The organism is Streptomyces sp. NPDC057137, from assembly GCF_042670825.1.
In the GTDB taxonomy this organism is placed as follows: domain Bacteria; phylum Actinomycetota; class Actinomycetes; order Streptomycetales; family Streptomycetaceae; genus Streptomyces.
The window spans coordinates 1-26,623 of sequence record NZ_JBHUUW010000016.1; the positions used below are offsets into that span (position 1 = coordinate 1).

The 26,623-nt window shown below is 70.9% G+C and carries 16 protein-coding genes and 2 pseudogenes; 5 read left to right on the forward strand and 13 right to left on the reverse strand.

The annotated features are described in order from the left end of the window. Positions 1 to 45: 45 nt before the first annotated feature. The 5 genes and pseudogenes from ACFT9I_RS15775 to ACFT9I_RS15795 all read right to left on the reverse strand — a co-directional run bounded on the left by ACFT9I_RS15775 (position 46) and on the right by ACFT9I_RS15795 (position 5,891). Positions 46 to 1,593: a glycoside hydrolase family 3 protein gene (locus ACFT9I_RS15775; RefSeq protein WP_382564540.1), complete on the reverse strand. Its 1,548-nt coding sequence runs from the start codon at positions 1,591 to 1,593 to the stop codon at positions 46 to 48. A gap of 162 nt (positions 1,594 to 1,755) precedes the next feature. Next, positions 1,756 to 2,028, reverse strand: a pseudogene (locus tag ACFT9I_RS15780) (GNAT family N-acetyltransferase); the annotation flags it as partial. 52 nt (positions 2,029 to 2,080) lie between these two features. Further along, entirely contained in the window at positions 2,081 to 4,531 is a 2,451-nt protein-coding gene (locus ACFT9I_RS15785; protein ID WP_382564541.1) for an FtsX-like permease family protein, read from the reverse strand. 110 nt (positions 4,532 to 4,641) lie between these two features. Next, a pseudogene (locus tag ACFT9I_RS15790) lies at positions 4,642 to 5,370 on the reverse strand (ABC transporter ATP-binding protein); the annotation flags it as partial. Then, positions 5,367 to 5,891, reverse strand: a complete 525-nt coding sequence (locus tag ACFT9I_RS15795) for a PadR family transcriptional regulator (protein ID WP_382564543.1) — start codon at positions 5,889 to 5,891, stop codon at positions 5,367 to 5,369. The pseudogene ACFT9I_RS15790 and the gene ACFT9I_RS15795, both read right to left, overlap by 4 nt. 206 nt (positions 5,892 to 6,097) lie before the next feature. Between ACFT9I_RS15795 and ACFT9I_RS15800 the strand changes: the two genes are divergently transcribed. Continuing rightward, on the forward strand, positions 6,098 to 8,716 hold the full coding sequence (locus ACFT9I_RS15800; RefSeq protein ID WP_382564544.1) for a polysaccharide lyase family 8 super-sandwich domain-containing protein: 2,619 nt from the start codon (positions 6,098 to 6,100) through the stop codon (positions 8,714 to 8,716). 313 nt (positions 8,717 to 9,029) lie between these two features. On the opposite strand, the gene ACFT9I_RS15805 is transcribed toward ACFT9I_RS15800, so the two are convergent. Beyond that, entirely contained in the window at positions 9,030 to 9,890 is an 861-nt protein-coding gene (locus tag ACFT9I_RS15805; protein WP_382564546.1) for a BTAD domain-containing putative transcriptional regulator, read from the reverse strand. A gap of 184 nt (positions 9,891 to 10,074) precedes the next feature. Here ACFT9I_RS15805 and ACFT9I_RS15810 point away from each other — a divergent pair, with 184 nt between their 5' ends. Both ACFT9I_RS15810 and ACFT9I_RS15815 read left to right on the forward strand, forming a co-directional pair. Further along, positions 10,075 to 11,112, forward strand: a complete 1,038-nt coding sequence (locus ACFT9I_RS15810) for a LuxR C-terminal-related transcriptional regulator (protein WP_382564548.1) — start codon at positions 10,075 to 10,077, stop codon at positions 11,110 to 11,112. A 268-nt stretch (positions 11,113 to 11,380) separates the two neighbouring features. Next, positions 11,381 to 13,102 carry a lysyl oxidase family protein gene (locus ACFT9I_RS15815; protein WP_382564549.1) on the forward strand — a complete coding sequence of 574 codons (1,722 nt, stop codon included), beginning with the start codon at positions 11,381 to 11,383 and terminating at the stop codon, positions 13,100 to 13,102. Between the two features lie 86 nt (positions 13,103 to 13,188). On the opposite strand, the gene ACFT9I_RS15820 is transcribed toward ACFT9I_RS15815, so the two are convergent. Beyond that, positions 13,189 to 14,121, reverse strand: coding sequence for a zinc-binding dehydrogenase (locus ACFT9I_RS15820; protein ID WP_382564551.1), 933 nt, complete (start codon positions 14,119 to 14,121; stop codon positions 13,189 to 13,191). Between the two features lie 207 nt (positions 14,122 to 14,328). Here ACFT9I_RS15820 and ACFT9I_RS15825 point away from each other — a divergent pair, with 207 nt between their 5' ends. Continuing rightward, positions 14,329 to 14,913, forward strand: a complete 585-nt coding sequence (locus ACFT9I_RS15825; RefSeq protein WP_382564553.1) for a TetR/AcrR family transcriptional regulator — start codon at positions 14,329 to 14,331, stop codon at positions 14,911 to 14,913. A gap of 417 nt (positions 14,914 to 15,330) precedes the next feature. Here ACFT9I_RS15825 and ACFT9I_RS15830 read toward each other — a convergent pair whose 3' ends face one another. After that, positions 15,331 to 18,453: a tetratricopeptide repeat protein gene (locus tag ACFT9I_RS15830; RefSeq protein ID WP_382564555.1), complete on the reverse strand. Its 3,123-nt coding sequence runs from the start codon at positions 18,451 to 18,453 to the stop codon at positions 15,331 to 15,333. Positions 18,454 to 19,019: 566 nt separating this feature from the next. Here ACFT9I_RS15830 and ACFT9I_RS15835 point away from each other — a divergent pair. After that, positions 19,020 to 21,188 carry a tetratricopeptide repeat protein gene (locus ACFT9I_RS15835; RefSeq protein WP_382564556.1) on the forward strand — a complete coding sequence of 723 codons (2,169 nt, stop codon included), beginning with the start codon at positions 19,020 to 19,022 and terminating at the stop codon, positions 21,186 to 21,188. A 30-nt stretch (positions 21,189 to 21,218) separates the two neighbouring features. Here ACFT9I_RS15835 and ACFT9I_RS15840 read toward each other — a convergent pair whose 3' ends face one another. The 5 genes from ACFT9I_RS15840 to ACFT9I_RS15860 form a co-directional block, all read right to left on the reverse strand. Then, complete coding sequence (locus ACFT9I_RS15840) at positions 21,219 to 21,818, reverse strand: hypothetical protein (RefSeq protein ID WP_382564558.1); 600 nt, start codon at positions 21,816 to 21,818, stop codon at positions 21,219 to 21,221. Continuing rightward, entirely contained in the window at positions 21,815 to 23,056 is a 1,242-nt protein-coding gene (locus ACFT9I_RS15845) for a hypothetical protein (protein WP_382564559.1), read from the reverse strand. Before ACFT9I_RS15845 ends, ACFT9I_RS15840 begins: the two co-directional genes overlap by 4 nt. Positions 23,057 to 23,199: 143 nt before the next feature. Beyond that, on the reverse strand, positions 23,200 to 23,520 hold the full coding sequence (locus tag ACFT9I_RS15850; RefSeq protein WP_382564561.1) for an SCO4225 family membrane protein: 321 nt from the start codon (positions 23,518 to 23,520) through the stop codon (positions 23,200 to 23,202). 59 nt (positions 23,521 to 23,579) lie between these two features. Beyond that, a complete protein-coding gene (locus ACFT9I_RS15855) occupies positions 23,580 to 24,257 on the reverse strand; it encodes a response regulator (protein ID WP_382564717.1) in 678 nt (225 codons plus the stop codon). Positions 24,258 to 24,277: 20 nt separating this feature from the next. After that, positions 24,278 to 26,578 (reverse strand): histidine kinase, encoded by a 2,301-nt coding sequence (locus tag ACFT9I_RS15860; RefSeq protein WP_382564563.1) that lies wholly within the window; start codon positions 26,576 to 26,578, stop codon positions 24,278 to 24,280. Positions 26,579 to 26,623: the final 45 nt, after the last annotated feature.

Consider the following 26,623-nt stretch of genomic DNA (forward strand, 5'->3'; position numbering starts at 1 on the left):
CCCCGGGCCCGGGGGACCCCCAACACCCGCCCTCAGCTCACGACGTCAGCGGCGCCCCGCCAGGAACTCCGCCGCCGCCACCCCCGAGACGCGCGTCGCTCCGTGGGTGACCAGGTGGACGGCACCGGGCGCCGCGCCGTTCGGTACGCCCATCTCCACGACCACCGCGTCGGGCCGGCTCCCCAGCAGCCGCGTCATCGCCGCCGACATCCAGCCGTGCCGCGCCGCGTCGCGCACGACGACGACCAGCGAACGCTCGGCCGCCGGGTCGAGCACCTTGCGCTCCAGCAGGTCGACCAGGTCCGGCAGGCCGCCGGACTCCGCCAGGTCGGCCTCCGTCAGCCGTACGGATGTCGTGCCGGGCAGCAGATCGCTCAGCGGAGCCGCCACGCCCCACGGGGTCTGCCCGTCGACGGCCAGGTTCATCGTCGGCGACAGCTCCACCACGTGGGGCGCGCCGACGAGCGGCAGCACCGACTCCCGGCCCTGCTCGGTCTGTACGCGCAGCGCGCGCCGGGCGGCGACGAGGCCGATGTCGGACGCGGCGCTGTCGGTGGTCACGGCGCGCGTACGGCTGCCGGACCAGGCGGCGAACTCCGCGACCCGCGCCGCCGCTTCACAGATCCGCGCCTCGGGCAGCGCGCCGTCGAGCACGGCCTGGACCAGCGCGTCGGTGAGCTGGTCGAAGGTGGCCTCGCCGGCGTGCTCACCGCCGACGCACACCGCGTCGGCCCCGCCCGTGACCGCCCGTACGGTGGCCCCGTCGATGCCGTAGCGGGCGGTGACCGCGCTCATCTCGATGCCGTCCGTCACGACCAGGCCGTCGAAGCCCAGCTCACCGCGGAGCAGATCCACCAGGATGCGGGGGCTCAGGGTGGCCGGCAGCTCGGGGTCGTACGCGGGCGCGAGCAGGTGTGCGGTCATCACCACGCGTACGCCCGCCTCCATGGCGGCGACGAACGGCGGCAGCGCGGTGGCGGCGATCTCCTCGGCGCTCGCCGAGACCTGCGGCAGGCCGTGGTGGGAGTCGACCGAGGTGTCCCCGTGGCCGGGGAAGTGCTTGGCGCAGGCGGCGACGCCGGCCGACTGGAGTCCGCGGACCCAGGCGGCGGTGTGCCGGGAGACGACGTCCGTACGGGCGCCGAAGGAGCGGGCGCCGATGACCGGGTTGAGGGGATTGGAGTTGACGTCGGCGCTGGGCGCGTAGTTGAGGGAGATACCGGCGGCGTGGAGTTCGCGTCCGATGTCGCGTGCGACGGACTCGGTGAGATCCACGTCGTCCACGGCGCCGAGCGCGAGGTTGCCGGGGCGGGAGGCGCCGGTCCAGGCTTCGAGCCGGGTGACGTCGCCGGCCTCCTCGTCGATGGCGATGATCAGGTCGCGGTTCTCCGCGCGTAGCTCGGCGGTGAGGCGCGCGACCTGTTCGGGGTCGACGATGTTCCGGCCGAACAGGACGACGGAGGTGAGGCCGTCCGCGATTCTGCGGCGTACCCAGTCGGGCACGGTCGTGCCCACGAACCCGGGCTGGAGCACCGTCCCCGCGAGACGCGTCAGTTGCTGGTGACGGCTGCTCGGCCGGCTGCTCGGCTCCATGCGGGTCCTCCGAAGGCGCATCGCTCGGCGGCCGGCTCAGCGAACCGCCTTTGAACTTGGTACAGGCCAATCGGATGTTGGCTTAGACCAATAGACGTGTCAAGGAGGTATCGGGTTGTCGCGTTGTACGAACTCGACCCGGAAGCTGGCGGATTAGCCCGTTCATGAATATTTGGTGAGGCTTCGAGGGAGCGGATGGACAATCGCCGGGCCCGGCCGGTGCGCCTGCGCCATCCCGGGCCGCGGCACCACCCGCCCCTCCCCCCGTACCGACGACACCGTCAGCCCGTCCGGGCGGTAGCCGAGCTTCTCCGACACCCGCAGCGACCGCGCGTTGTCGGTCATCGCCGACGACGTCAGATACCGCGCCCCCAGCCCCTCGAACGCCAGGTGCAGCACCGCCGCCCGCATCTCCGTACCGATGCCGCGCCCCTGGCAGGGCGGTGGCTGTCGTACGCGGGCCGGGCCCGGCCGGGCCGCACCACCGCTACTCCGTACGCAGCCCCTCCGGCCGCATCATCCGCCACAGTGGTGGCAGGCTCGCCAGCGTCACCAGCAGGATCACCGACGCGCCCACCGCCGCGTACGGCACGAAGACCCACCAGTCGCCGATCGACTTCCCGACGATGCCCAGCATGAACTTGCCCAGCACGAGCCCGCCGACGACCGCGAGGGCCGTGCCCAGTACCACCGGCACCGCCGTCTGCCACAGCACCGACCAGACCAGCGTCCTGCGCCGCGTACCGAAGGCCACCAGGACGGACAACAGGCGCTTTCGCTCGCGCAGTTGCTCGATCTGGGAGACCAGCAGGCTGGCGGCGATCAGCATCATCGTGAGGGCGCCGCCGATCTGGAGGCCGCTCTGCACGCTGTCGTACTGCTTGTCGCGCTCCAGGTCCTTGAGCGCGTTGATCCGCAGCGTCGGGTCGATGTCCGCCGCCGTTCCGCGTACGTACTCGGCTGCGTCCGGCACCTTCGGGTCGACCTTGATGGAGGCCCTGGCCGTGGCCCCGGGCAGTTTCACGGAGCCCAGCGCGCCGGGCGTGACGAGGATGCCGTCGTGCAGGTCGCCCATCGGATCGGGGAAGGTCGTCACCGTACGGGCCGACCTGGGCAGCGTCCACAGCCGCGGCTTCCCCTTGCCCTCACCGAAGTTCCCGGTCAGGTCGATGGGCCGGCCGGGAACTGCGGCTCCGTCCGTGCGGTCGTTCTGCTCCTTCACCCCGGCCGCGCCGACCTTCTTGGCCGCCCTGGCGTCGAGGTGCCCGACGAAAGCGTCCCCGTCCCGGCAGGTGGGCAGTTCGGCGATCTCCCTCAGCGTCGCGCAGGTCCCCATCGTGAGGGTCGTGATCGGCTGCCAGCCCTGCTCGGTGGGATCGCCGGTGGCGGCCACATAGACCTCGACGGTGCCGATGACCTTGGCGACACCCTTCGTGTCGCGGAAGTCCTGGATCATCCGCTCCGCGAGCACGGAGTCGCCGTAGTCGCTGGAGACGTAGAAGTCGGCGCGCTCGGTGTCCTGTCCGGTGATTTCGAGGAAGTCCTTCTGCATGACGCCGAACATCATCTGGAGTGCGATGGCGCCCGCCACCGCGACGGTGATGCCGCTCACCGCCCGCGCCGCCGCGCCACTGCTCAACTGGAGCCTGCGAATGGCCAGTTGCCAGGGCACCGGGCCGCCGCGCAGCCGTGAGACGACCGCTTCGAGGAGCCAGGGAAGCAGCCCGGCGAGACCGATCAGCACACACGAGGCGCCGACGACGATGGGCATCTCCCCGACCGACTGCGACATGACGTCCACGCGCCCGACGGTCGCCAGAATGCCGACGCCGAGCACGGGCAGCAGCAGCCGCCACCAGAGCCTTCGCCTGCGCAGACCGGTGTCGCGTACGACTCCGAGCGGTTCGATGGCCACCGAGCTGAGCGCGGCCTGGGTGACCAGGACGGCGGCGACCGGCACCGCGAGCACGATGAGCAGGGCCAGCGTGGGCACCGGGGTCACGTCGGACGGGAAGGAGCTGTACCCCCAGAGCCTTACGTGGCCCACGATCTGACGCACGATCAGAAAGAGCGCGGCACCGACGGCCAGCCCGGCCACCGTCCCGAACAGGGCCTCCCCCGCCGCGATACGCCGCACCGTTCTGGCGTCGGCCCCCACCAGGCGCAGCGCCGCCAGCCTGCGGTCCCTGCGGTCGCCGCCGAAGCGGACGGCGGTGGCGATGAAGATGGCCACCGGCACCAGCAGCACGACGCACATCAGGATGACCAGCACCACGAGCAAAGGGTCGAACGGCGCCGGGTCCTCGTCGAGGCCGTAGCCGGACGACCGGATGCCGACGCCGTCGACGCGCAGCGTCGAACTGCCCGCGTAGAAGCGCAGTTCGCCGGGGTCGACCAGACCCGCGTCCCCGATCGTGCCGACGATCCGGTCGTCCAGCCGCTGCGCCAGCAGCGCGCCTTCGGACGACCCGAGCAGATCGCGCAGCGCGGGCGAGACGACCATCTCGCCGGGGCCGGGGATCTTCGCGACTCCCGGCGGTGGCGGCGCGTCCGCGCCTTCCGGGCGCAGCAGCCGGCCGCCCACCGGGTCACCGCGGTATTCGGTGCTCGCGTCGGCCCAGAGGAAGGTGGTGTCCGTACTGCCCTTGTCGACCGCCTGCGAGCTGACCTTCGGGGATTCGCGCGCCTGGCCGCGGCTCTCGCGCGCGTCGAGGAGCTGCGGTACGGCGGCGGCGGCGAAGAGCAGCGCGACGCCGAGGCCGACGCCGAGGGCGGTCAGCGCCGTACGGGTCCAGCCCTCGCGCCCGCCGGACACGGCGAAGCGCACGCCGAGCGCGAGGTCACGCGCCCAGGCGCGCACACCGGTGGGTGCGACGGAGGTGGGTCGGGGCGGGGGCGGCGGGGAGAGCGGGGGTGCCTCCCGGTCGAGGAGCGTCATGCCGCGTGCTCCACGCTGCCGCCATGACTGTCCCCGCGACCGCCACCGCCGCCGCGACTGTCCCCGCGACCGCCGCCGCTGAGGCTGCTGCCGCCTCCGCCGACGTACGCGTCCATGTCGCGCGTCCTGCCGTCCCGTACGACGACCTCGCGGTCGGAGTACGCGGCGACCCGCACCTCGTGCGTGACCAGGACGACGGCCGTGCCCGCCGACCGCGCCGCTTCGGTCAGCAGCTCCATCACGCGCTCACCGTTGAGCGAGTCGAGCGCGCCGGTCGGCTCGTCGGCGAAGAGCACGCGGGGCGAGGTGACGAGCGAGCGGGCGACGGCGATGCGCTGCCCCTGACCGCCGGAGACCTCGCCGGGGCGCTGGGCCCGTACATCGGTGACCTCCAGGCGCTCCATCCACTCCAGCGCGGTCCGCTCGGCCTCCTTACGACGGGTACCGCTCAGGCGCAGCGGCAGCGCCACGTTCTCCAGACAGGTCAGCTCGGGCACCAGCTGACCGAACTGGAAGACGAAGCCGAAGTCCGTACGGCGCAACGTGCTGCGCGCGCTGTCGGACAGCTCGGTGAGATCGCGGCCCTGGTAGGTGATGGTCCCGGAGTCGGCGGGCACGATGCCGGCGAGGCAGTGCAGCAGCGTCGACTTGCCGGACCCCGACGGGCCCATGACGGCGACGACCTCGCCGGCGTGGATCGAGAACGAGGCGCCGTCGAGGGCGGGGGTGGTGCCGTACGTCTTGCGCAGGTCGTACGCGGTGAGCAGCGAGCCTTCGGGGGCCGCGGGGGTCTGGGATGCGGGGGTCTGGGATGCGGGGCTCTGGGGCGCGGGGGTCATCGGCGTACTTCCTCGGCGAGCTTGTCCAGTCGGGCGGCCGTCAGTTCCAGCCAGCGCAGATCGGCTTCCAGATGGAACAGCGCGTGGTCGCAGATGAGCTGGTCCGAGAGGTCTCCGCCCCGCTTGCGCTCGGTCAGGACGCGCATCAGCCGCAGATGCTCGGCCCGCTGCGTGTCGAGCAGGTCGGCGGCGCTGCGGCCGGTGAGCAGCGAGATGACGACCTTCGTATAGAGGGTCGACTGGAGATACGGCTCCGGCTTTTCCGGCTGCGCGAGCCAGCGCTCGACATCGGTGATGCCGGCCTCGGTGATCGCGTACCGCTTCCGCTCGGGCCCTCCCCCGGCCTCCATGCCGTCGACCTCGACAAGACCGTTCTTCAGCAGTCGGGACATGGTCGAGTAGACCTGTCCGTAGTGCAGGGGACGATCGTGGCCGAAGGAGTCGTCGAATGCGCGTTTCAGGTTGTAGCCGTGCTGAGGGCCGGATTCGAGGAGCCCGAGGAGGGTGTGACCGATTGACATGCCGGACACTCTACACACTGCGTATACATGCCGTGTATAGCGATGTCATAACGACTCACGGACCCCGTACGTCCCACGCGTCACGGCCCCGGATTCGCCCCGGACTCCCCACACGGATTCATTGACAGGCACCACCCCGGTTGTTTGGATGCGGGGCGTTGCAGCAAGCGCTTTCTGGCCATGTTTGCCGAGTTTGGAGCACTCCCTTGCAGCTCTCGCGCCGCACCCTGCTGACGATGTTGCCCGCGTCCGCCCTCCTCGCCGTGGCCGCGCCGCTGCGCGCCCAGGCCGCCGCGCGCCCCACATCCGCGAGCGCCACCGACCCCGGCGCCAACCACGCCGCGCTCCTCGCCAACACCCTCGCGATCTTCGCCGGCACCGCCGAGTCCAACGCCCGCCCCGAGGTCGCCGCCAAGCTCGCCGCCCTCACCTCGACGGCGCGCACCCGCCTCGCCGCCCTGGACGGCGCGGGTTCCGGGGAGCTGTTCAAGGGCGTCGCCCTCGGCGCGAGCGACGCGAACCTCAACACGTCGTACCAGTACCTGTACGAGATAGCCCTCGCCACCCGCGCCCCCGGCCCCACCGCCTCGGACCTCCGGGAGAACGTGAGCGTCCAGCGCCGCGTCATCGACGCCCTGACGCTGCTCCACGACACCTACTACGGCGACCAGTCCAAGGGCTACTACGGCAACTGGTTCAACTGGGAGATCGGCATCTCCGCGAGCGTGACGAAGACACTCGTCCTCCTTAAGGAGGAACTCGCCGCGTACCGGCCCGGCCTGACCGCCACGTACGTCTCCTCGATGGATGCCTATCTGCGCAACGGCAAGGACGGCGACGTCGACCTCGACTCGCGCTTCCACACCGGCGCCAACCTCGCCGACATCACCACCAACCGGATCCTCCAGGGCGCCGTCACCGGCGACGACGCACGCGTCACCAAGGCCGTCGCCGACCAGCTGACCGTGTACGCGACGGTCGATCCGTACCAGCCCCGGCACGGCGTCACCGACGGCTTCTACGCCGACGGCTCCTTCATCCAGCACGACTCGGTCGCCTACACCGGCTCGTACGGCAAGGTCCTGCTCACCCGCGCCGTGCAGACCGTCAAGATCCTCGAAGGCACCGACTACATCGACACCGCCGCCCTGGTGGCGGTCGTGCAGGGCTGGGTGGCCGACGGCTTCGCCCCGCTCGTCTTCGAGGGCTGGATGATGGAGGTCGTCAAGGGCCGCGGGGTGTCGCGGACGGCGACGGGCTACACGGACGTCGCCGTCGTCGTCGAGGCCGTCGTCGACCTCTCGGGACACGCGACCGGCGCCGACGCCACAGCGCTCCAGGGGTACGTGAAGTTCGTACGGCAGACGTCGAAGGCCGCGCTCGACCCGGTCGTCTTCGTCTCACCGGTCAGCGTCGCGCGCTACGCCGACATCCTCGCCGACGCGTCCGTACCGGCGCGCGACCTCGGGGACGCCGAGAGCCACACCGCGTTCAACGCGATGGACAGGACCGTGCACCGGCGGCCCGGTTACGCCTTCGCGCTCGCGCGCAGCTCAAGCCGGATCAGCAAGTACGAGTACATGAGCGGCGAGAACCTGATGCCGTGGTTCCAGGGCGACGGCGCGCACTATCTGTACCTCGCGGGGCAGGACCAGACGCTCGCTCACGGCGTCGACTACTACACGACCGTGTCGCCGTACCGGCTGTCCGGCGTCACCGCGCCCGTGGAGACCCGGCGGACGGTCCCCGAGCTGTACGGCACGGCGTGGTACGACAACCCGGAGCGCGGCTTCACCTCGTCCTCCGAGTCGCAGAACACCTACGTCTACTTCCCGCGCGGCACCAACACCCTGTCCGGGGGCGCCCGCCTGGGCACGTACGGCGCGGTCGGACTCGTGCTCGGCGACGACGCCGCGTACGCCGCGAAGCAGGCCGGCGAGCTGCCCGACGACTTCGTCGCGTACCGGAACGCCGCCGCCACCAAGTCGTGGTTCATGTTCGACGACGAGATAGTCGTCCTGGCGGCCGGGGTCGGTGACCCGGCCGGCCGCGCGGTGACGACCACGCTCGACAGCAGGATCGCCGCCCCGTCGGACGCCGTCACGGTCACGGGGCGGCTGCGGGACGGCGCGGTCTGGTCGGGGAGCGGTACGGCTCCGGGCCCGGTGGCCTGGCTGCGGTACGCCGACGCCGGGCAGGGGGTGTCGGTCGGGTACGTCTTCCTGGACGGGGACGGGAGCGGGGACGGGCACGGGGACAAGGGCAGCGGCAGGGCCGTCCTTCCGACAGCCGCGCTCGACACCGTCACCAGGAGCCGTCGCCTCGTGCGTACGTCCAACCCCGACACCCCGGTCACCAAGCGGGTGTTCTCGCTCTCGGTCGACCAACCGGCGGGCGCGCGGCGTCTGTCGACGGCCCACGCGCTCGTACCGAACGCCACGGAGCGGCAGTTGAAGGCGTACGGGGGCGGGCGCGGCCCGCTGTCGGTCGTCGCCAACACCACCCGTGTCCAGGCCGTCGAACACCGCGGCCTGTCCCTCCTCGCCGCCAACACCTTCACGCCCGGCACGCACCGCGCCGACCGTCTGTCGATCGACGGCGCCGCGTCGGTGCTCCTGCGGACCTCACGCGACGGCACGGTCTCGATCGCGGTCTCCGACCCGACGACGGAGCGGGACACGGTCTCGGTCACCCTGCGCGGCCGTCGGCTGCGCGCGGTGTCGTCCGACGACGGGGTCCGCGTCCGCAAGGTCCTCGGCGGCACCCGCGTCGACGTCGACACCTACCGGGCACACGGGCGCAGCCTGACGGCACGACTGCGGTAGTACGTGTCCCCGGTGACCGACGGGCGACCGACCGGGGACCGGACCGGGACCGACGGTTGAACCAGGCTGTGGCCTGTTCGGTCCGTGCGGCGGCGTCCCGCACGGTCGGGGGTGGCCCCCGCAGGACCGAGCCGTAGGTGCGGAAGTCCCCTACTCGGGGGAGTTCACGCCGTCTGTCGTGGTAGCCACCCGGCGGGCAGCGTGCGCGGGCTCCGCACCGTACGGCCGGTCCTGATACCGGGACACCGAGGAACCGGGGAGCCGGGAAACCGAGCAGGGGCGGGACCGGTCACCGGGTCAGAGGATCACCAGGTCACCCGGCGAGTCGGAGCCGCGTCGACGCCGTATCCCGCACGTCGGCGCACGCCGCCACGTCTCCCCCAGAAGCACCGCCCACGGCACCCCCCGCGACAACCCCAGCGGCAATCCCCGCCGCACCGCTCTCGCCGAGCACTTCCCGGTGCGTCCGCCGCAGCGCGTCCCCCGGCTCGACCCCCAGCTCGCCGACGAGGTGCCGACGCGCCTCGGCGTACACGCCCAGTGCCGCACTCCGCAGACCGCAGCGGTGCAGCGCCAGCATCAGAAGCGCCGCGACGCCCTCGTCCAGGGGATGCTCGGCCGCCAGCTCGGACAGTTCGGGCACCACCTCGCTGTGCCGGCCGAGCCGCACCTTGACCTCGACGGCGGCCAGTTGGACCAGCAGCCGCTCCCGGCCCAGCGTCTCGCGGCACCGCGCCGCCCAGGCGCTGTCGACGTCGGCGAGCGCCGTGCCCGTCCAGCCGCTCAGCGCCGGTTCGAACGCCTCGTTCGCCTCGTACAGAAAGCCACGGCGTACGGCGTCCCGGGCCAGCACGACCTGGGACCGGAAGCGGTGGACGTCGACCTCGGCCGGATTCACGTCGAGCAGATAGCCGCCGCGCAGCCGGACCAGCCGGTGGGCGTGGCCGGCCACCTCCAGGCCCCGGCGCAGCCGCTTCGCGGCCGTATAGAGGGAGTCCTGCGGATTGTCGGGCAGTGCGCTCCCCCAGATGCGTTCCAGCAGCACCGCGTCGGTGACCACGGTGCGTGGCTGCCAGGCCAGCGACGCGAGGAGAGCGCGGGCACGGGCGGACGGCAGTGGCAGTACGCGCCCGCCGTCGGACAGCTCGATCAAGCCCAGAAGCCGAACGTTCATTGTCTCCCTCTCGCCCGAGCACAGCCATCGGCTGTCCTCGCTCCGAGGGCCTGTCGGCAGGATCTGGACGTCCGAAGCGCAAACGGCCGGTGAGAAGTAGGCTGTCTCGTCCTGCGGCCTGGATCAAGAAATATGGCTGTTCGGACGTCGGAAGTTCCGGGATTTGAAGGCGTGCGTAGATGCGATGACGGCTGAGACGAACCCGAAGGCGACCAACCCGAAGGCAACGAAGCCGAAGGCCACCAACCCGAAAGCGGACGCGGACGCGGTCGACATCGACGCCACCCTGCCGCCCGAGTCACGGGCGATCTACGCGCGCCTCGTCGCCGGCGAGACCGTGCGGGACGACGTGGCCGGACTCGCCCCGCTCCTCGCGCTGGGCGCCGTCATGGCCGACCCGCTCGGCGGCTACGTCCCCGTGGGTCTCGACAGACTGGAGCGTCGCCTGCACGCGTCCGTACAGGGCGAACTGCTGCACACCGCCCAGCGCCTCAACGAGATCCCGGCCCTGCTCGGCGAACTCCGCTCGCACCAGCCCTCGACGGCCGATGCCCTGCGGACCGGCGCCCAGTACATCGAGGGCATCGACGCCGCCAACCGCCACATCGGCGAGGTGGCCGAAGAGACACGCGAGATGCTCGCCGCGCAGCCCGGCATCCGCCCTCGGCACGTCCTCGCGAGGGCGTTGGACCGGGACAAGAAGGCACTGGCCAAGGGCGCCACGTTGCGCACGCTGTACCACGTGAGCGCGCGTACCAATCCCGACGTACGCGATCGGGTCGCCATCGTGGCGCCGCTAGGGGGGTCGTTCCGCACTCTCGCCAGGCCGTTCATGCGCGTGATCCTGTTCGACCGGAAGGTCGCCTTCTTCTCCGACCATCTGGAGGGCCGCCCGGACTCCGCGGGCGTGTGGATGGTCCGGGACCCGGCCGTGTGCGCGTACCTGGCCCAGTGCTTCGAGCAGGAGTGGACCCTCGGACAGGAGTGGCACGCCCCGGAGCGGCCCGGCACCGCGGGCAGCGCCGTCAGTACGCAGCTCCAGCGCTCGATCCTGCGCGCGCTGGTCTCGGGGCAGGACCAGCAGCAGATCGCGACGGCACTCGGCTACAGCTCGCGCACCATCAACGTCCATCTGACCAATCTGCGAACCGAGTTGGGCTACGAGACGGTCTACCAGCTCGTCCACTGGTGGGCGACGTCGCCCGAGCGCGACCTGGACTGAGCCGGTCCGCCTGCCCCGTCCGTCCAATGGCGCGCTACCACGACGGAAACGCGCGCCGGTCGCAAACGGCACAAAGACGGCCGGATCCGGCAGCCAACGGCAGCTTTCGGCCAACGATTCAGGTCTCACCGATTCACAGACAACCCACAGCACCCTCCGCCGCCTCTCAGTACACGGGAAACAGTTCCGCGACAGGATTCCGTACTTCGCGCCGGCTGTTCGTCCACCGTCCACGCAGGCATTCGGAGAACTCGGAAAACGAGGAACGATGACCAGAACGCACCAGGCCCGGCTCAGGCGTTCGGTGATGGCCGCCACCGCGGCGCTCGCCGTGACCGCCGGCGTCGTGGCCGCGGCGCCCGACAGCGCCTCGGCGCAGGCAGCGCCGAAGCTCAGCCTGATCGCCGCGACCAACTCGCTGACACTCGACTCGTGGAAGGAGGATCCGGGCGTCTACCTCGACCTCGGCACCTACCTCACGGCCGAGGGCGGGCCGTTCGAACTCAAGGTGACCCGCAAGTCGTACAAGGACCCGGTCGTCGCCAAGCAGATCATCCACGACGGCGACAAGACCACCAGCAAGACCCTTCCCGCCGGGCTGGTGAAGGACTTCTCGGGGCTGCCCGGCTTCGCGCAGATCAGCGTCACCGACACGAACCGCAAGGTCGTGCTCAACAAGGCCGAGAAGTACTGCCCGAACAACGCCGCCGGCCGGATCGACCCGGACGGACCCGCGAAGTCGAAGTACCCCGAGAGCTGCCCGCCGAACGCGTTCACCCTCGGCTCCGTGTGGGGTGTCGAGAAGGGCTGGGCGTCCAACACGTACGCCGGTTTCGACTCCGAGCCGGTCAAGCTCGCCCCCGGCAAGTACACCGCCAAGGTGACGGTGAACAAGAAGTACCGCGATCTCTTCGGCATCTCCAGCAAGCCGCAGATCATCAAGCTGACGGTCCGCGAGCGCAGTTGGGAGGACGAGGGAGCCGGCCTGCGCAGCAAGAGCGCGGCGTCCGGCCACAGCGGCCACGACATGTCGGCCATGAAGGGCATGGCCGGGCACGGTTCGATGCGCCCCGAGGCCCCCGCCGCCCCGACGAGCGGCGCCATCCCCTCGTACAACGTGGGCCACGGTCCGCTCATCCCGGCCCCGCCGGCCCTGCCGTGGGCGCTGAAGAAGTCCTCGCTCCGCAGCGCGGTGGCGCCCGTCGGTGACGGCCCCGGCCGTACGGACGGCTCCCGCCAGGCCCCCGGCGCGGAGCCCAACGCCAAGCGCCCGACCGGCAAGGCGTCCGTCCCGGACGTACCGAAGCCCGACCTGCGTTCGCTGCCCGCCTACGGCATCCAGATCAGCGATGGTGAGCAGGAAGTCAAGGGCAAGGACTACCTCGCCTTCAGCGCCAACGTCTGGAACGCGGGCCCCGCGCAGCTCGTCGTGGACGGCTTCCGCAAGCCCGGCAAGGAGCTGATGGACGCCTACCAGTACTTCTACGACGCGGACGGCAAGCAGATCGGCTACACCCCGACCGGCACCATGGAGTGGGACCCGCGTCCGGGCCACGAGCACTGGCACTTCACCGACTTCGCCAGCTACCGGCTGCTGAAGGCGGACCAGCAGGAGCAGGTGCGCAGCGGCAAGGAGGCGTTCTGCCTGGCGAACACCGACGCCGTCGACTACACGGTGAAGAACGCCAACTGGCACCCGGGCAACACCGACCTGTCCACCGCGTGCGGCCAGGAGAACTCGATCTCCGTCCGTGAGGTGCTGGACGTCGGCTCCGGCGACACGTACACGCAGGACCTGCCCGGCCAGTCCTTCGACATCACCAACCTGGCGAACGGCACCTACTACATCCAGGTGCTCGCCAACCCGGAGAACCGTCTCCAGGAGACGAGCCTCACCAACAACAGCGCGCTGCGGAAGGTCGTCCTGGGCGGCAAGCCGGGCGCGCGTACGGTGAAGGTGCCGGCGCACGAACTGGTCAACGCCAACTGACCTTCTTCGTAGACTGATTCAACTGTCGGCCCCCGGGACCTGTCCCGGGGGCCGATGCCGTATCCCTGTCCGTATGTGTCTCCGGATCACCGCAGGTCGAGGACGGCCTTGCCGTGGAGCCGACGTTCGAGAAGGGCCTCGACCGCCTCCGGCGCTTTCTCCCAGCCGCCACGCCAGGAGACCTGCGCGTCGAGTTCGGCGGCGGCGACCTTGGCCGCGAGCAGGGCGAGGTCCGGCCCGAGGTCCGGGCAGTCGGGCAGGTAGAAGGTGACGAGCGAGCGGTCGTGCCGTCCGTCGTCGCCGAAGAGCGCGCCGTACGGGAAGTTCTCACCCTCGTCGGTCGCGACGTGCCCGACCGAGACCAGCGTCCCGCCCTTCGTCAACCGCGTGAAGGCGTCGATGAGTTGGCTGCCGCCGACCAGATCGACGACCCCGTCGACCGGCGCGCCGAGACCGGCGGGACCGGCGACGACCTCGTGCGCACCGAGCGCGCGCAGTCCCTCCCCGTGGGCGTCGGGGTCGCCGGTGGAGGCGATGACGTGCGCACCGCCGAGCCGGGCGAGCTGTACGGCGTACCGCCCGGTGCCGCCCGTCGCGGCGGTGACCAGGATCCGCTTGCCGAGCAGCGGACCGATCCGGCGCAGGGCGCGCAGGGCGCTGGCGCCCGCCACGGGGACGGTGCTGATGGCCCCGAGGTCGGCGCCGGCCGGGACCGCACCCATCAAGTCGGTTCCGACCGCGCGGAGTTCGGCCCAGGCGCCGTCCGGCCCGAGAGTGACCACGGGCGTACCGGCGGGCGGACCCGATCCGTCGGCGGCGGCGCGTTCGACCACCCCGGCCGCGTCCCAGCCGAGCACGGCGCCGTCGTCGGCCTCCCGCAGGACGAATCGGACCTCACCGTGGTTGAGGGATGCCGCGGCGACGCGGACCAGCGCCTGGTTCGGCGCGGGGTCGGGGTCGGGGGCCTCACCGAGCCGTAGGCCGGTGGGCGTGGAGTGGTCGACAAGCAGAGCGCGCATGGGAGGACGCCTTTCTCAGGGGCTCGATCCGCCCAATGTGCCACCGAGTGGCATACGCGCACAAGAGGCATTCGCTTCTCCGGTACGGTGGGGTTCATGAGCACCGCGCCGCCGGGGTCCCCCGCCCCATCCCCATCCCCCGCCCCATCGCCTTCACCTTCGCTTCCGCTTCGCGAGCGGAAGAAGCAGCGGACGCGCCAGCTCCTGGTGGACACCTCCCTGGAGCTGTTCACCGAGCGCGGCTTCGACAAGGTGACACTCGATGAGCTCTGCGACTCCGTGGAGGTCTCCAAGCGCACGTTCTTCCGCTACTTCACCAGCAAGGAAGACGTGGCGATGGCCCCGACGCAGGACCTGTGGCTGACGGTCCTCGACGTACTCGACACGGCCGACCTCGGCCCCGCCGACCGGACGGTCCTGCAACTGGCCCAGGACACCCTGCTCACGGCGCTGGAGCGGACGACCACCGACGACTGGAGCCACCGCGTCCTGCTCAGCCGCAAGCTGACCGAGCGGACCCCCTCGATGGACGCGCACGGCCTTCACTTCTGCGACCGCACCACCCACACGGCGCTGGCCACCCTGCACCGCCGCCTCGACATCCCCGACCCCCTGGACCTCCGTCCCCGGCTGGCCCTGGACATGCTCGTCGCCGCGTTCCACTGCGCCCTGACGACATGGGCGTCCACGCCCGGGGGCGACCTGTCCACCCACACCCGCGCCGCCTTCACGGCCCTGACCGAGGCCTCGTCCTTCCCGGCGACGCCGCGCCGACCGACGCCGGAGGCCTGAACCGTCGGTCCGGACAGCGGAATGCCGGGCCACGGTCCCGTGGTCCGGCATTCCGCTGTCGACTCCATCAGATGCTGCCCGGGCCTCCCGAGTTCATTGCCGAGGCTATGTACGCCATGCAAACCAGGGCCTTACCCATAAGCATCAATACGATGGTGCGGCCCTTACTCGTGATGCGGGTGCGGGAGTCGCTGTTGCTGTTCGACGGCACAGACGTTGTCCTTCGGTTCTCATTCTTTCGAGGCAGGCGAGAGACAGCGGGACTCAAAAGAAGTCGCTCCGCGATCACCCTGCGCGAGAATGCTATCGCTTCTTGGCGCTCTCCTCGCACCACACCCGGACAACGGAAACTGCACGCCCCTGGCATATGCCGGCGCATACGCCAAGGACGCGCGTGTTCCGCGATGTCGGTACGGCCTAGCTTTCCGAACTCCTCAACCGCCCGAGCCGCTCCAGCGCCAGCGCGGCCCGCTCCTCGTCCGCACGCGCCCCGATCCTGCGGCTGACAGCGCGGGACTCCGCCAGGTGCGTCGCGGCCTGGTCGAGCCGGCCCGTGTCCAGCTCCGCCAGCGCCAGGTCGTAGAGCACCCCGATCTCCTCAGCCGCAGCCTGGATACGACGCATCACCGCCAAGGCAGCCACGTGGTGCGGCAGCGCCCGCTCGCTGCGCCCTGCGGCTCGGTGCGCCCTGCCGGTCCCGTTGAGGGCCGTACCCTCCCCCTGCACATCGCCGACGGCCCGTAGGGCGGGCAGCGACTTTTCGTAGAGCGCGAGGGCTTCATCAGTCTTTCCGCGATCGGTCAGAACGCTCGCGAGATTCATCTGGAGAGTGGCCCGGTCTCCTCTTCCCCCCATGGTCTTCGAGACGTCCAACGCTTCCCGGTAATACCGCTCGGCGTTTTCTTTGTTGCCCAGCTTCTGCCAGAGTTCAGCCACGTTATTCAATGTCCTGTATCGCCCGCGATCATCACCCGCGTCGGTGAAACCGGTCAAGGCCAGCTGAAAATAGTCGACGGAATCGCGGTCCTGTCCGAGGTGGAGATGGATTATTCCAAGGAAATTGTGACTGCGCGCCATTTGCAGAATGTCACCCAATTGCTTACGCAAAAATAGCGCGCGCTCCTGAAGACTCTGAGCGAGTGTCAGTTGCCCGGTGTGCCACATCGGAATCGACATATGATGAATGCACTCACTCTCAAGCACGGTGTCCTTGAGAGACCGAGCGAGACCGAGCGCCTCACGCGCCGTCGAGTACCCCTCGTCGTACTTCCCACCGTGGACGCACACCACGCTGAGGTCGAGCAGGGCGCGTGCCCGCGCCGCTTCCTCGCCCGCCGTACGCCAGTGGGCGACGGCCCGGCGCAGCGGCGGCTCGGCGGTGGCGAGATAGCCCTCCATATCCAGAAATCCCGCCAACACATGTACGCATAAGGCAAGTTGACGTTCTGAACCGTTCTGTCGAGTCCAGTCGAGAACACTCAGTAAATTGGCGCTCTCCATGACCAGCCATCGCTCTGCCGACCGCGCGTCGCCGATCCGGGGCGACGGCGTGGGAGGAAGATCCATTCCGTCTGCGGCGATCCGCGAGCGGAACGGGTAGGCGAGCCGGTCGGCTCGGTCTGCCATGCGCAGGTAATACGCTGCCAGCTGCCACATTGCCTTCCGGGGCCCGCCACCCTCAGCCCCGCCCGCTTCTCCGTCACTCGCGGCTTCCGGTAGGGATCCGGAATAGGAATCGATACCTTCGTCGGGCAACGTACGTGCGTACGTACGAAGCAGATCGTGGATGGTGAATCGGTGCGGTGACGGCTCAGAGATCAGGTGATGGGCGAGGAGTTCCTCCAGTGCGGATTCGGTCGTTTCCAGCGAGAGACCGGTCAGGGCAGCCGCCGCGTGTGGTCCGAATTCGTATCCGAAGTGGTGGCCGACCCGGCGGAAGACCAGTCGCCGCGAGCGGGACAGCGCTTCGTACGAGGAAGCGAAGACGTCCCTCAGCGTCCGCTCGCCGTCCCGTATCTCGGCCAGTCCGCCGTCCCCGGCCAACTGCGCCAGCAGATCCGACGTGGTCCACGAGGGCCTGGAGAGCAGGCGGTTGGCGACGATCTCGATGGCAAGCGGCAGATGGCCGCAGATCTGGACGATCCGCGCGACGTCCGACACCCGGCTCACGTGCCGGGCGTCGACCCACTGGTCGAACAGCGCGATCGCGTCGTCGTGCGGCAACACGTCGAGGGAGACGGACCGCACACCCGGAAGACCGGCGAGCCGCCGCCGGCTCGTCACGACAACGGCGGTCGGGGACGCACCCGGCAGCAGGGGCTTGACCTGTTCCGGTCCGGCGGCGTCGTCCAGTATCACCACCATGCGGCGATCCCGTACGGTCAGCCGCCACAGTGAGACCAACCCGTCGAGGTTCTGGGGCAGTTCGTCAACGCCGGTGCCGAGCAGGCGGAGCAGTTCGGTGAGGGCGTGGGTGGCGCTCAGAGGCTCTCGGTCGGAGCCGTAACCACGCAGATGGAGGTAGAGCCTCCCATCGGGAAACCGGTCACGCATCTGATGGGCGAGGTGCACGGCCATCGACGTCTTGCCCACGCCGCCGAGGCCGTCGATCGCCTCGATGGTGATGACCGGAGCCGCGGTGTCCGGCGATTCCGTGAGTGCGGCAGTGAGTCTCCGCAGTTCGTCACGCCGCCCGATCCAGGGAATGTCGCGAGGTAAGTTGTCCGGAACGTGACGTCCGGAGCGGGCCGGCGCACGCTCTCCGACACCGGCATGCTCCAGCAGCGCCGGTGCCGGCGTCCCGGCGAGAATTCCCCGCTGCACCTGGTGCAGCCGACGGCCCGAGTCGAGGCCCGTGTCACGGACCAGGCGCTGTCGCGTCCGCTGGAGGAGTTTGGTCGCCTCGGCCACCCGGCGGCTGCCGTAGAGCGCGAGGGCGAGCCTTTCCACCAGCGCTTCGTCGTCGGGATGTTCCTGCGCCAGAGGCAGCAGTACGGGTACGGCTTCGGTGAACTCCCCGCCCGCCATGAGGATTTCGGCCCGGACCACGGCGGCAGTCAGCCGCGTCTCGGTGACGGTGTCGCGCAGATGGCCGGCCCAGTAGGCCGCGATCCCGGCCAGGGGTTCGCCGCGCCACAGACCGGCTGCGTCATCGAGCAGCTGGATCGCCTGGTCCGGGTCGTTGCCGGCCGCGAGGGAACGCGCCTGGTCCACGCAGCTGGTGTAGCGTCGCAGGTCCACCCGGTCCGGATCGACACCCAGCAGATACGAGTTGGTGCGGCTGGTGAGGGGCGGGGCGTCGGCACCGGCGATCCTGAACGCCTTGCGGATCCGCGACACATGGGTGTGCAGCGCTTCCCTGGCTTTGGCGGGTGGGTTCTCGTCCCAGATCCGGTGAATCAGCGTATCGACGCTGACGGTCCGGCCGGCGTCCCAGGCGAGGGCCGCGAGTGCCAATCTGGTTTTGGTGGAACCGAGATCATTGCGTCGGCCCGCGGCCCGTACTTCGACAGATCCGGAAAGTCGAATCTCGAATTCCACCAGCGTCCCTCCGCCGGTCCGGCCCATCGTTGGCCGGGTATCCGAGAGTGACATGGACGCGCCACATGTGGCTATATGGGCATCTCTTAAGTCCGAAACTGACTTATCGCTGAACGATCCTGTTCCTTCACGGGGTGAAGTGGGAAAGGACTCTCCTGCTGGCTAAAGGCATCGCATTCCGTGGGCATATGCTGATGGCATGATTCACACGGAGTCGAACGGGGGTTGTCGCTGTGGTATTTCCGGAATCCGAGGGAGCGGACGCTCTGTTGTCGGCCATGGTCACGTGCGCCGCTCACCGGGAATCCTCCGGATGGCGGGAGTTGGACCACGTCGCACAGGTGGCGGCGCGGGCGGATCGGGCCGTGTCCGCGCTGTGGCCTCCGACGGAGCTGCCGGAAATGCGCCAGTTAGCCCATATCTTAGGCGAGTTGGCTTCTCATGACGTGGCCACGGCCGGTGTCCTGCACGACTGGTTACGCCACCACGCGCCGCCACCGCCACGCCCGTCACCGTCACAGCCGGCACCACCACCGTCCGCGAGAAACAGCATCACTGACGGAGCCGTGCTGCACGGCTCGACCGTACAGGCTCGCGACGTCCAGGGCGGCATCCACTTCCACCCGCCGACCGCCCCGAGCGGCCCGAGTCTTCCGGTGCCCCGCCAACTTCCGCCGGTCCGGACGCGGTTGGTCGACCGCGAGGCGGACGTACGCGCACTGGACACCCTCCGCTCCGGGCGACCCGCCGACGCACCCCAGCTCATGGTGGTCAGCGGCTTCGCGGGGGTCGGCAAGACCACGCTGGTCGCACGCTGGCTGCACGAGCAGACGGACAGCTTCCCCGACGGCCAGTTGTACGCCGATCTGGCGGGCCACAGCACCGAGGAAGGGAGCGGCCCCGTACACGCCTCCACCGTCCTGGACGGATTCCTGCGCGCGCTCGGGGCGCCCTCCGTACCGGCGGACACCGCTCAACGAGTCGCCCTGTGGCGCTCGTTGACGGCCGGTCTCCGGCTGGCCGTGCTGCTCGACAACGCGTATACGGCCGCCCAGGTCCGCCCGTTGCTGCTCGGTGCGCCGACCGGACTCACCGTGGTGACCAGCAGATCCCAGCTCACGGGACTGCTCGCCGACGGCGCGGCCGTCCATCGACTGAACGCCCTGACCACCGAGTCGGCCATCGAACTGCTGACCGTTGGAGGTGGCGGGCAGCGCGTCGCACACGACCTGGAGGCCGCGCGAAGGGTGGTCGCCCTCTGCGCCCGGCTGCCGCTCGCGATCTGCCTGGCCTCCGCACAGCTCGCGGTCAGACCGCACCGTTCCGTGTCCGCCCTGGCCGAGAGCCTGTCTCAGGGGTACGGGCCCCTCGATGCCCTGCGGGTGGACGGAGAAGCCGTGGTGCGTACGGCGTTGGATCTGTCGTATCGACTGCTGCCGCCCGAGAGCGCAGCGCTCTACCGGCGCGCGGGACTGCTGCCGACGGACCGGTACGACCTGTTCATGCTGACGGCGGTTAGCGCCGAGCCGACGGCCCAGCAGAACGATACCGACGACGACGCCGGTGCCGGTGCCGGTGCCGACCAGGCGTACGAGGGATACGCCGCCGACACCGACGCCGTCGACTTGTCACTCGGCACCCTCGTGGAAGCCAACCTCCTGGAGGAGACCGGCCCGGGAACGTACCGCTTCCACGATCTCGTACGCCCGCACGCACGCCGGCTCGGCGAGGAGGAGAGCACGTCGCGGCGCGACCACGCCCTCCGCCGCTACGTCGACTGGTGTCTGGCCACCGCAACCTCGGCGGAGAGCATCCTCACTCCGAGCCATCGCACGCTGGCGCGCGACTACACCCGCCCGCGCGTGGTGCCCAGCGCGTTAGACGGCCCCGCCTCCGCGCTGGCCTGGCTCGACTCGCACCGAGACGGCCTGATGGCCGCGGTGCGGCTCTGCGCCGAGCGCGAATGGCACACATCCTGCTGGCAGTTGGCGGACGCCATCTGGCCGTTGGTCCTGCGCCTGCGCCCATCCGACATATGGTGCGAATCGCACCAACTGGGCCTCGCGGCGGCGCGGGCGAGCGGCTCCCGGGCGGGCGAGGGCCGGATGCTGACCTCGGGGGCGATGGGGCTGCGCGACGCCGGCCGTCACGAGGAGGCGGCCGACTGGTACACGCGGGCTCTGGAACACGCCACCGCCGACGGTGACACGAAGCAGCGGGCACAGGCCATCAACGGCCTCGGCCATCTCAGCCTGCTGACCGGGCGCCTCGACGAGGCGCGCGCCCACTTCGAACACTCCCTGCGCCTGTGGGAGTCGGTCGGCTACGCGCGAGGCGTTGCGCTCTCCCGGCGGCGGCTCGGTGAAACCGAGCTGGAGGCTGCGGACTTTCCAGAGGCCGCCTGTCAACTCATGCGTGCACACGACGAGCTGGTGTCGATGGGTGAGGAGTACGAGGCGGCCCGGGTGGAGGCGACGCTCGGCCACACACTGGTCCTGGACGGTCAACACGGCGACGGCACTGCCAAGTTGACGCGGTCCCTGGCAGCCTTCCGGGGATCCACCGAGCGGGACACGCACTGGGAGGCACGCTGTCTGGCGTGGCTGGGCGAGGCCGCCGAGGGGCAGGGCGACCGGGACGGGGCCCGTCGCCACTACGAGGCCGCCAGGGACATCTACCGCCTGCTCGCCCCGGACGAGGCGCGGCGTATGGAGGACCGGCTGCGGCGCCGGTGAGTGCGCCGCAGCCGGTTTCGCTCCGTACCGTCACCGATCAGCGGCGCGTCCCCGTACCGAGATACCGGCGGCTCGCAGACCGGCCCGCGAGCCGCCGGCCGACAGCCAGCTGTGAGCCACGGAGGCGATGAGGTCGGCCGGCAGTTGTCGCCGAACGGCCCACGCGTCTCCGCCGTCTCTCACCGCCAGGGCGCACCCCCGCGAGGAGTCGGGCACGGCCACGACGAGACAGCCCGGATACCGCACGAGCAGCTCGTTCGCACGACGGTGAGCCGCCGCCGGGGCCAACGACTCGCGGACGACGAGCACATCGGCGTACCGCGCGCTGTCCGCCTGCTCGGGAGCATCCGGGTTCACGCGCAGGTGTACGTCCCACGCGTACGGGCCCCGCAGGTGATCGACGGGCCCGTCGAGCCGGGCGCGTGCGTGGCAGGTGACGCACCCGTGGGCTTGGCAGGGCGCCCAGTCCGAGGCACACGCTCCTCCGCCCACCGGCCGCCAGAGCAGGGCCAAGGAGCGGGAGGCCAGCCCGCGCCCCCGGCCGACCGGACGGCCGAACCGCACCGCGCACCAGGCCGCGTCCGCCCACCGGGCCCCGGTCCGCACCGGCGCCGGAGGCCGGAGCGTCACTGTGCCAGTCCCAGGTCGGTGGCCTCCCAGCGATCGAGCGCCGGTGGCAACGGCAGGGGTGACACGACGGGCGCGTGGGCCGGTTCGCCCAGGTTGAGCAGTCGGTAGACGACGGCGCGCATCCGGCGGTGGAACTGGCCCGGCGCCGAGGACAGCAGGGCGGCCACCTGCTCGTACTGACCGGGCCTGCGCTCGCGCGCCGCGTAACTCAGCTGTTCCTCCAGCGGATACGCCGGTGAGACCACCGGCGCGACGGCGGCCAACAGCGCCGCGGGCGAGGATGCGGAGATCTGCCGCCTCGGCCCGGGTGTGAGCAGCAGGGTCGCTTCGGTGAGGGTGGCGTAGGCGGTCAGCGAGCCGTGGTCACCGATCACCCAGTCCGCCGCGATCAGCGGCGCCTGCCAGTCCGCCTCGGGCGGCAGGACCGCGATGCCCCGGCCCCGGCACCCGGCCAGCCAACTCTGCACCTGCCACGGGCCGTGACCGGCGAACACGTTCGGATGGATCAGCAGCGCCACCCGGTAGCCGCAGCCGAAAGGCTGGCTCAACAGTTGCGGCAGCAGCGAGTCGAGCCGTCCGAAGGTAGAGGTGGGTCCCCAGGTCGAAGGGATGAGCACGAGGCGTTCCCCGGCACCGATCCCCAGCGCCTGGCGGTACTGCTCACGGCGCGGTAGGCCCGCCAGGATGCGGTCGACGCAGGGATCCCCCACGACCTCGGCCGCCGGCAGCGCCTCGGGGCAGGAGCGCGCCAGCTCCGTGAGATCCCGCTCGTGCGCGTACACGACCGCGCCGGGCCTCATGCGCCCTTCGTGCAGCAGTTGCTGACGGCTCATCATCCCCGGCACCGGCTCTACTCCCGGCGGCAGGGACGAGGCGTCCGTCTGCGGTTTGATGTGGCCGGCCCCGTGTGAGATGCGCAGTACCGGAGCCTTCAACTCGTGCACGCCCCGTGCCCCGGCGGCCAGCGCCAAGTCGAACTCGGCCCCCAGGGCCTCCTCCCACGGCACGGTGGTGATGCCCAGACTCCGCAGATACTGCGGAACGCCGCTCCCGAAGGCGTGCGGCGCGGCGGTGAAGATGACCTGGATGCGGAGATCGGCCTCCAGCAACTCGAAGACCTCACGCAGGCGCTGCGCGAACGTCACGGTGTGGACGACGACCAGCACCCGCTTGCAGTCCTGTACGGTCAGCCACTGACCTTGTTCGATCAGAGCCGATTTGGTGGTTTTGACAGACACTACGGTCCCCCATGTTTGTCGGCTGCGTACAGCAGTCGGCAGAGAGATTCCCGACCCGCACTTCGGTTTCCTTGCAGCGTCCTTGCAGCAACCTTGCCCGGCACCGGGACCTGCGTGCGCTGCTCGCTCGCGCGACCCGGGCCTCAGCGGGAAGCCGAGCGCGCGCTGCTGCCACGGCGCAGCGCGCGGGCGCACAGGCCGATGATCGTGGCGTTGACCAGCGCGCCGAACGCCACGGCGACGACGATCATCGCGGTGTTGTCGGGCAGTGCGAACAGCACCATGCTCGCCGGGGCGGTGGCGAGAATCGGGATGACGCCCGCCATGGACTCGTCCGTGCTGTCGGTGGCGCTGACCACGAGCGCCCACACGAGCAGGGCGGCGCAGACGGCGAGGTAGACGAGGGCGAAGATGTCGCCGAGCGCGTGGCGCAGACGGTGGGAAAGGGAAGCGGAAGCGGACACGGCAGTGCACTCCTTGACGGCGATGGTTGTGCGGTCTTGTTGTTCAGACACCGGGTTGTTCAGACACCGGGCGGGTTCGGGCGGGCGAGGCCGAGGTCGTACGCGAGGATCGTGGCCTGCACCCGGTCGCGTAGTTCGAGCTTGCGCAGCAGCGCGTTCACATGGGATTTCACGGTGCCGACGGTGATGCCGAGTTCCGCGGCGATCTCCGTGTTGTTGAGTCCGGCCGCGACCAGGGTGAGGACGAACCGCTCGCGGCCCGTCAGGCTGTCCAGTTCGCGAAGACCGCTGCCGGCCCGGATCCCGGCGCCCGCTCCGGACGCGTAGTGGCCGATGAGGCGACGGGTCGCGGACGGGGCGAGGACGCTCTCGCCGGCGGCCACCACCCGGATGCCGTTGAGCAGTTCGGGGGCGTGCACGTCCTTGAGCAGGAAGCCGGAGGCGCCGGCGCGCAGCGCGTCGAAGACGTACGCGTCGAGGTCGAAGGTGGTCAGCACCAGCACGCGGGGCGCGTTCGGCCGACCGGTGATGATCCGGGTGGCGGCGATGCCGTCCAGTCCGGGCATCCGGACGTCCATGACGATCACGTCGGGTGCCAGTTCTTCGGCGAGATGTACGGCGGCTGCGCCGTCGGCGGCCTCGCCGACGACCGTCATGTCGTCCTCGGCGTCGATCACGGCGGCGAACCCCGCCCGTACGACACCCTGATCGTCCACGACCAGCACACTGAGGCTCATCGGGCCGCTCGTCGGACTGCTCATCGGTCCCTCTTCTCGTCGCCTTGAGCGAGCGGCAACCGGAGACGGAGCGTGCCCGGCGCGCCGATGGTCAGGGTGCCGCCGAGTGCCGAGACCCGGGCCGTCAGCCGCTCCCGTACGACAGGCAGCGCCGCGCGTGGCATCCCGGTGGCGGCGAGCGTCAACGTGTCGTCCTCCGCGTCGAGTTCGAGCGTCGCGGGCTGCTCACCGCCGGCCGACAGCACCGTCTCGGCGACGTGGTAGGCGGCCAGGTCCACCGCGGTGGGCAGCCGCTCCGGTACGCGGTCGGTCAGCCGTATCTCCACGTCGCGGCCGGTCGCCCGGCACTGGTGGGCGAGCAGGTCGAGGGCCTGGAGGGTGGGCTGCGGCCGCAGTTCGGGCCCGGTCTCACCTTCTCGTACGGTGTCGAGCAAGGCGCGCATGGCCGCCAGGGCCTCGCGGGCGCGTTCGGCGGTGGTGTCGAGCCGGCCTGCCTCCGCCTCCGCGACCATGTCGGTGGTGCGGATGAGCACGGTGGTCTCCAGTCCGGCGGCGATCCGGCGGCGCTCGGCCCACGCGTCCCGTACGGCCTCGCCGGTCCAGACGGCGAGGCGTTCCTCGCGGGTGCCCCGGGCGGCCTGAACGCGCCGCCCCCGCAGGGTTCCGCCCCACCGTGCCGCGCCGATCGCCAGGGACGCCCCGGCGACGGCGTACGCGACGACCGCCCAGCCGGGGACGGTCGTGCCCCGGTCCAGGACAGCGGCGGTGACGGCGGTCGCGTGCACGGCCACGGCCACGGCGGCGATCGCGGGGCCCCGCCGACGGACTTCCGGCTCGTCGCCGTTACGGGCCGCGTCCGCGGCGAGCGCCGCGCAGGTGGCGAGCATGCTCAGCGCGGGCGGCAGCAGGACCGGACCGGTGTAGTCGCCCGCCGCCATCGCCACCGGCCAGAGCAGGGCCAGACCGAACAGGACGCCGAGGGCGACGCGGGGCGACCGGCGCAGCCACAGCAGCGCGACGGCCTGCGCCGCCGCCAGCAGCGCGAACAGCACCCCCGCCGACACCTGCGACCCGGTCGACGTGGCCTCCGACCGGATGACCAGCGTCGGGAGCAGCGGCTGAAGACAGAGCCCGACGGCGGCCACCACCTGCGCCGGCCGGTAGCCCCGCGGAGCGTCCCGCTCGACGGGGGCGGCGGTGCGGCCGGGCAGCACAGCACGTACTTCCCAGCCGCCGTCCTCCGTGGGACCGCTGGTCAGCGTGCCGCCCGCCTCCCGCGCGCGGGACCGCAGGAAGCCCTGACCCCGTCCCGAACCGAGGCCCGCACCGTGCGCGGCCGCACCGGCCGGCGGTACGGCGCTGGTGACGACGACGTCGGTACGGGTGTCGCCGTACCGGCAGAGCACCGTCGTATGCGCGCCGGGAGCGTGCCGCGCCACGTTCGTCAGGGCCTCGCGCACGATGCCGTACGCCGCGTCCGCGACGGCGCCGTCCGGCAGGGGATCGATCTCGCAGTCGACCCGCTGGTCCAGCCGGCGGAAACCGGCGACCAGGTCCCGCAGCCGTTCCTCCGGCGACGGCAGGTCCTCCCGCGAGGGTGCCGGGGCCCGTACGGCGCCGAGCGCCCGGGTGACCTCACGGCCGGTCTCGGCGGCGAACGCCAGCGCCTCGTCAGCCAGTTCCGGCCGCCGTTCCCGCAGCCCGAGCGCCGCCCCGGCCGTGACGACCACGGCCGTCAGATGGTGGGCGCTGACATCATGCAGCTCCCGCTCCATCCGACGCCGCTCGACGGCCGGCAGCCGGTGGCGCTCGGCCTCGGCCCGCTTCAGCAGCCGCTCGGCCACCTGCCGCGCGCGCCGGTTCCGCCGCACCAGCAGCCCGGCACCGCACGCGGCGACGTACAACAGAGCGGTCAGTACGAGATCCAGCCCGTCCCGGTCGCTGAGCCCGTGCAGGCTGAGGCCGTGCAGCAACTGCCAGGCGGCAAGTGTCACCACACAGAGCACGGCGGTGAAGGTGTCACGCCCGGTCGCCACGGTGAACACGGCGAGCGCGACTCCGGCGGTCCCGAGCACGGCCACCGCCCCGACGGGCGTCGGCCCGGCACCCAGCGCACAGGCGACGACAACCACCGCGAGCGCGCCCACCGGCCGAACCGTGCGCAGAGCCAACGCACCCCCGACCAGCCCGGCGACCAGCCCCACCACCAGAAGATCGGCCGCCTTCGGCACCTCTCCACGCACAAGCGCGGCCCCGGGCCACACCACGGCCTGGGCGCATATCAGCAGGACCGGAAGGAGCCGGTCGTCGGTTCGATTCATAACGAGATCAAGGCTATGGCCCCGGCCGAGCGGCCCGACTCCGGC

What these genes read in the sequence shown, in the direction of transcription:
- ACFT9I_RS15820 (WP_382564551.1), bottom strand. Translation starts at nt 14,121, where the DNA reads ATGCGCGCTCTGCTTGTCGACCACTCCACGCCCACCGGCCTACGGCTC.
- ACFT9I_RS15860 (WP_382564563.1), bottom strand. Translation starts at nt 26,578, where the DNA reads ATGAATCGAACCGACGACCGGCTCCTTCCGGTCCTGCTGATATGCGCC.
- ACFT9I_RS15815 (WP_382564549.1), top strand. Translation starts at nt 11,381, where the DNA reads ATGACCAGAACGCACCAGGCCCGGCTCAGGCGTTCGGTGATGGCCGCC.
- ACFT9I_RS15805 (WP_382564546.1), bottom strand. Translation starts at nt 9,890, where the DNA reads ATGAACGTTCGGCTTCTGGGCTTGATCGAGCTGTCCGACGGCGGGCGC.
- ACFT9I_RS15775 (WP_382564540.1), bottom strand. Translation starts at nt 1,593, where the DNA reads ATGGAGCCGAGCAGCCGGCCGAGCAGCCGTCACCAGCAACTGACGCGT.
- ACFT9I_RS15785 (WP_382564541.1), bottom strand. Translation starts at nt 4,531, where the DNA reads ATGACGCTCCTCGACCGGGAGGCACCCCCGCTCTCCCCGCCGCCCCCG.
- ACFT9I_RS15855 (WP_382564717.1), bottom strand. Translation starts at nt 24,257, where the DNA reads ATGAGCCTCAGTGTGCTGGTCGTGGACGATCAGGGTGTCGTACGGGCG.
- ACFT9I_RS15810 (WP_382564548.1), top strand. Translation starts at nt 10,075, where the DNA reads ATGACGGCTGAGACGAACCCGAAGGCGACCAACCCGAAGGCAACGAAG.
- ACFT9I_RS15795 (WP_382564543.1), bottom strand. Translation starts at nt 5,891, where the DNA reads ATGTCAATCGGTCACACCCTCCTCGGGCTCCTCGAATCCGGCCCTCAG.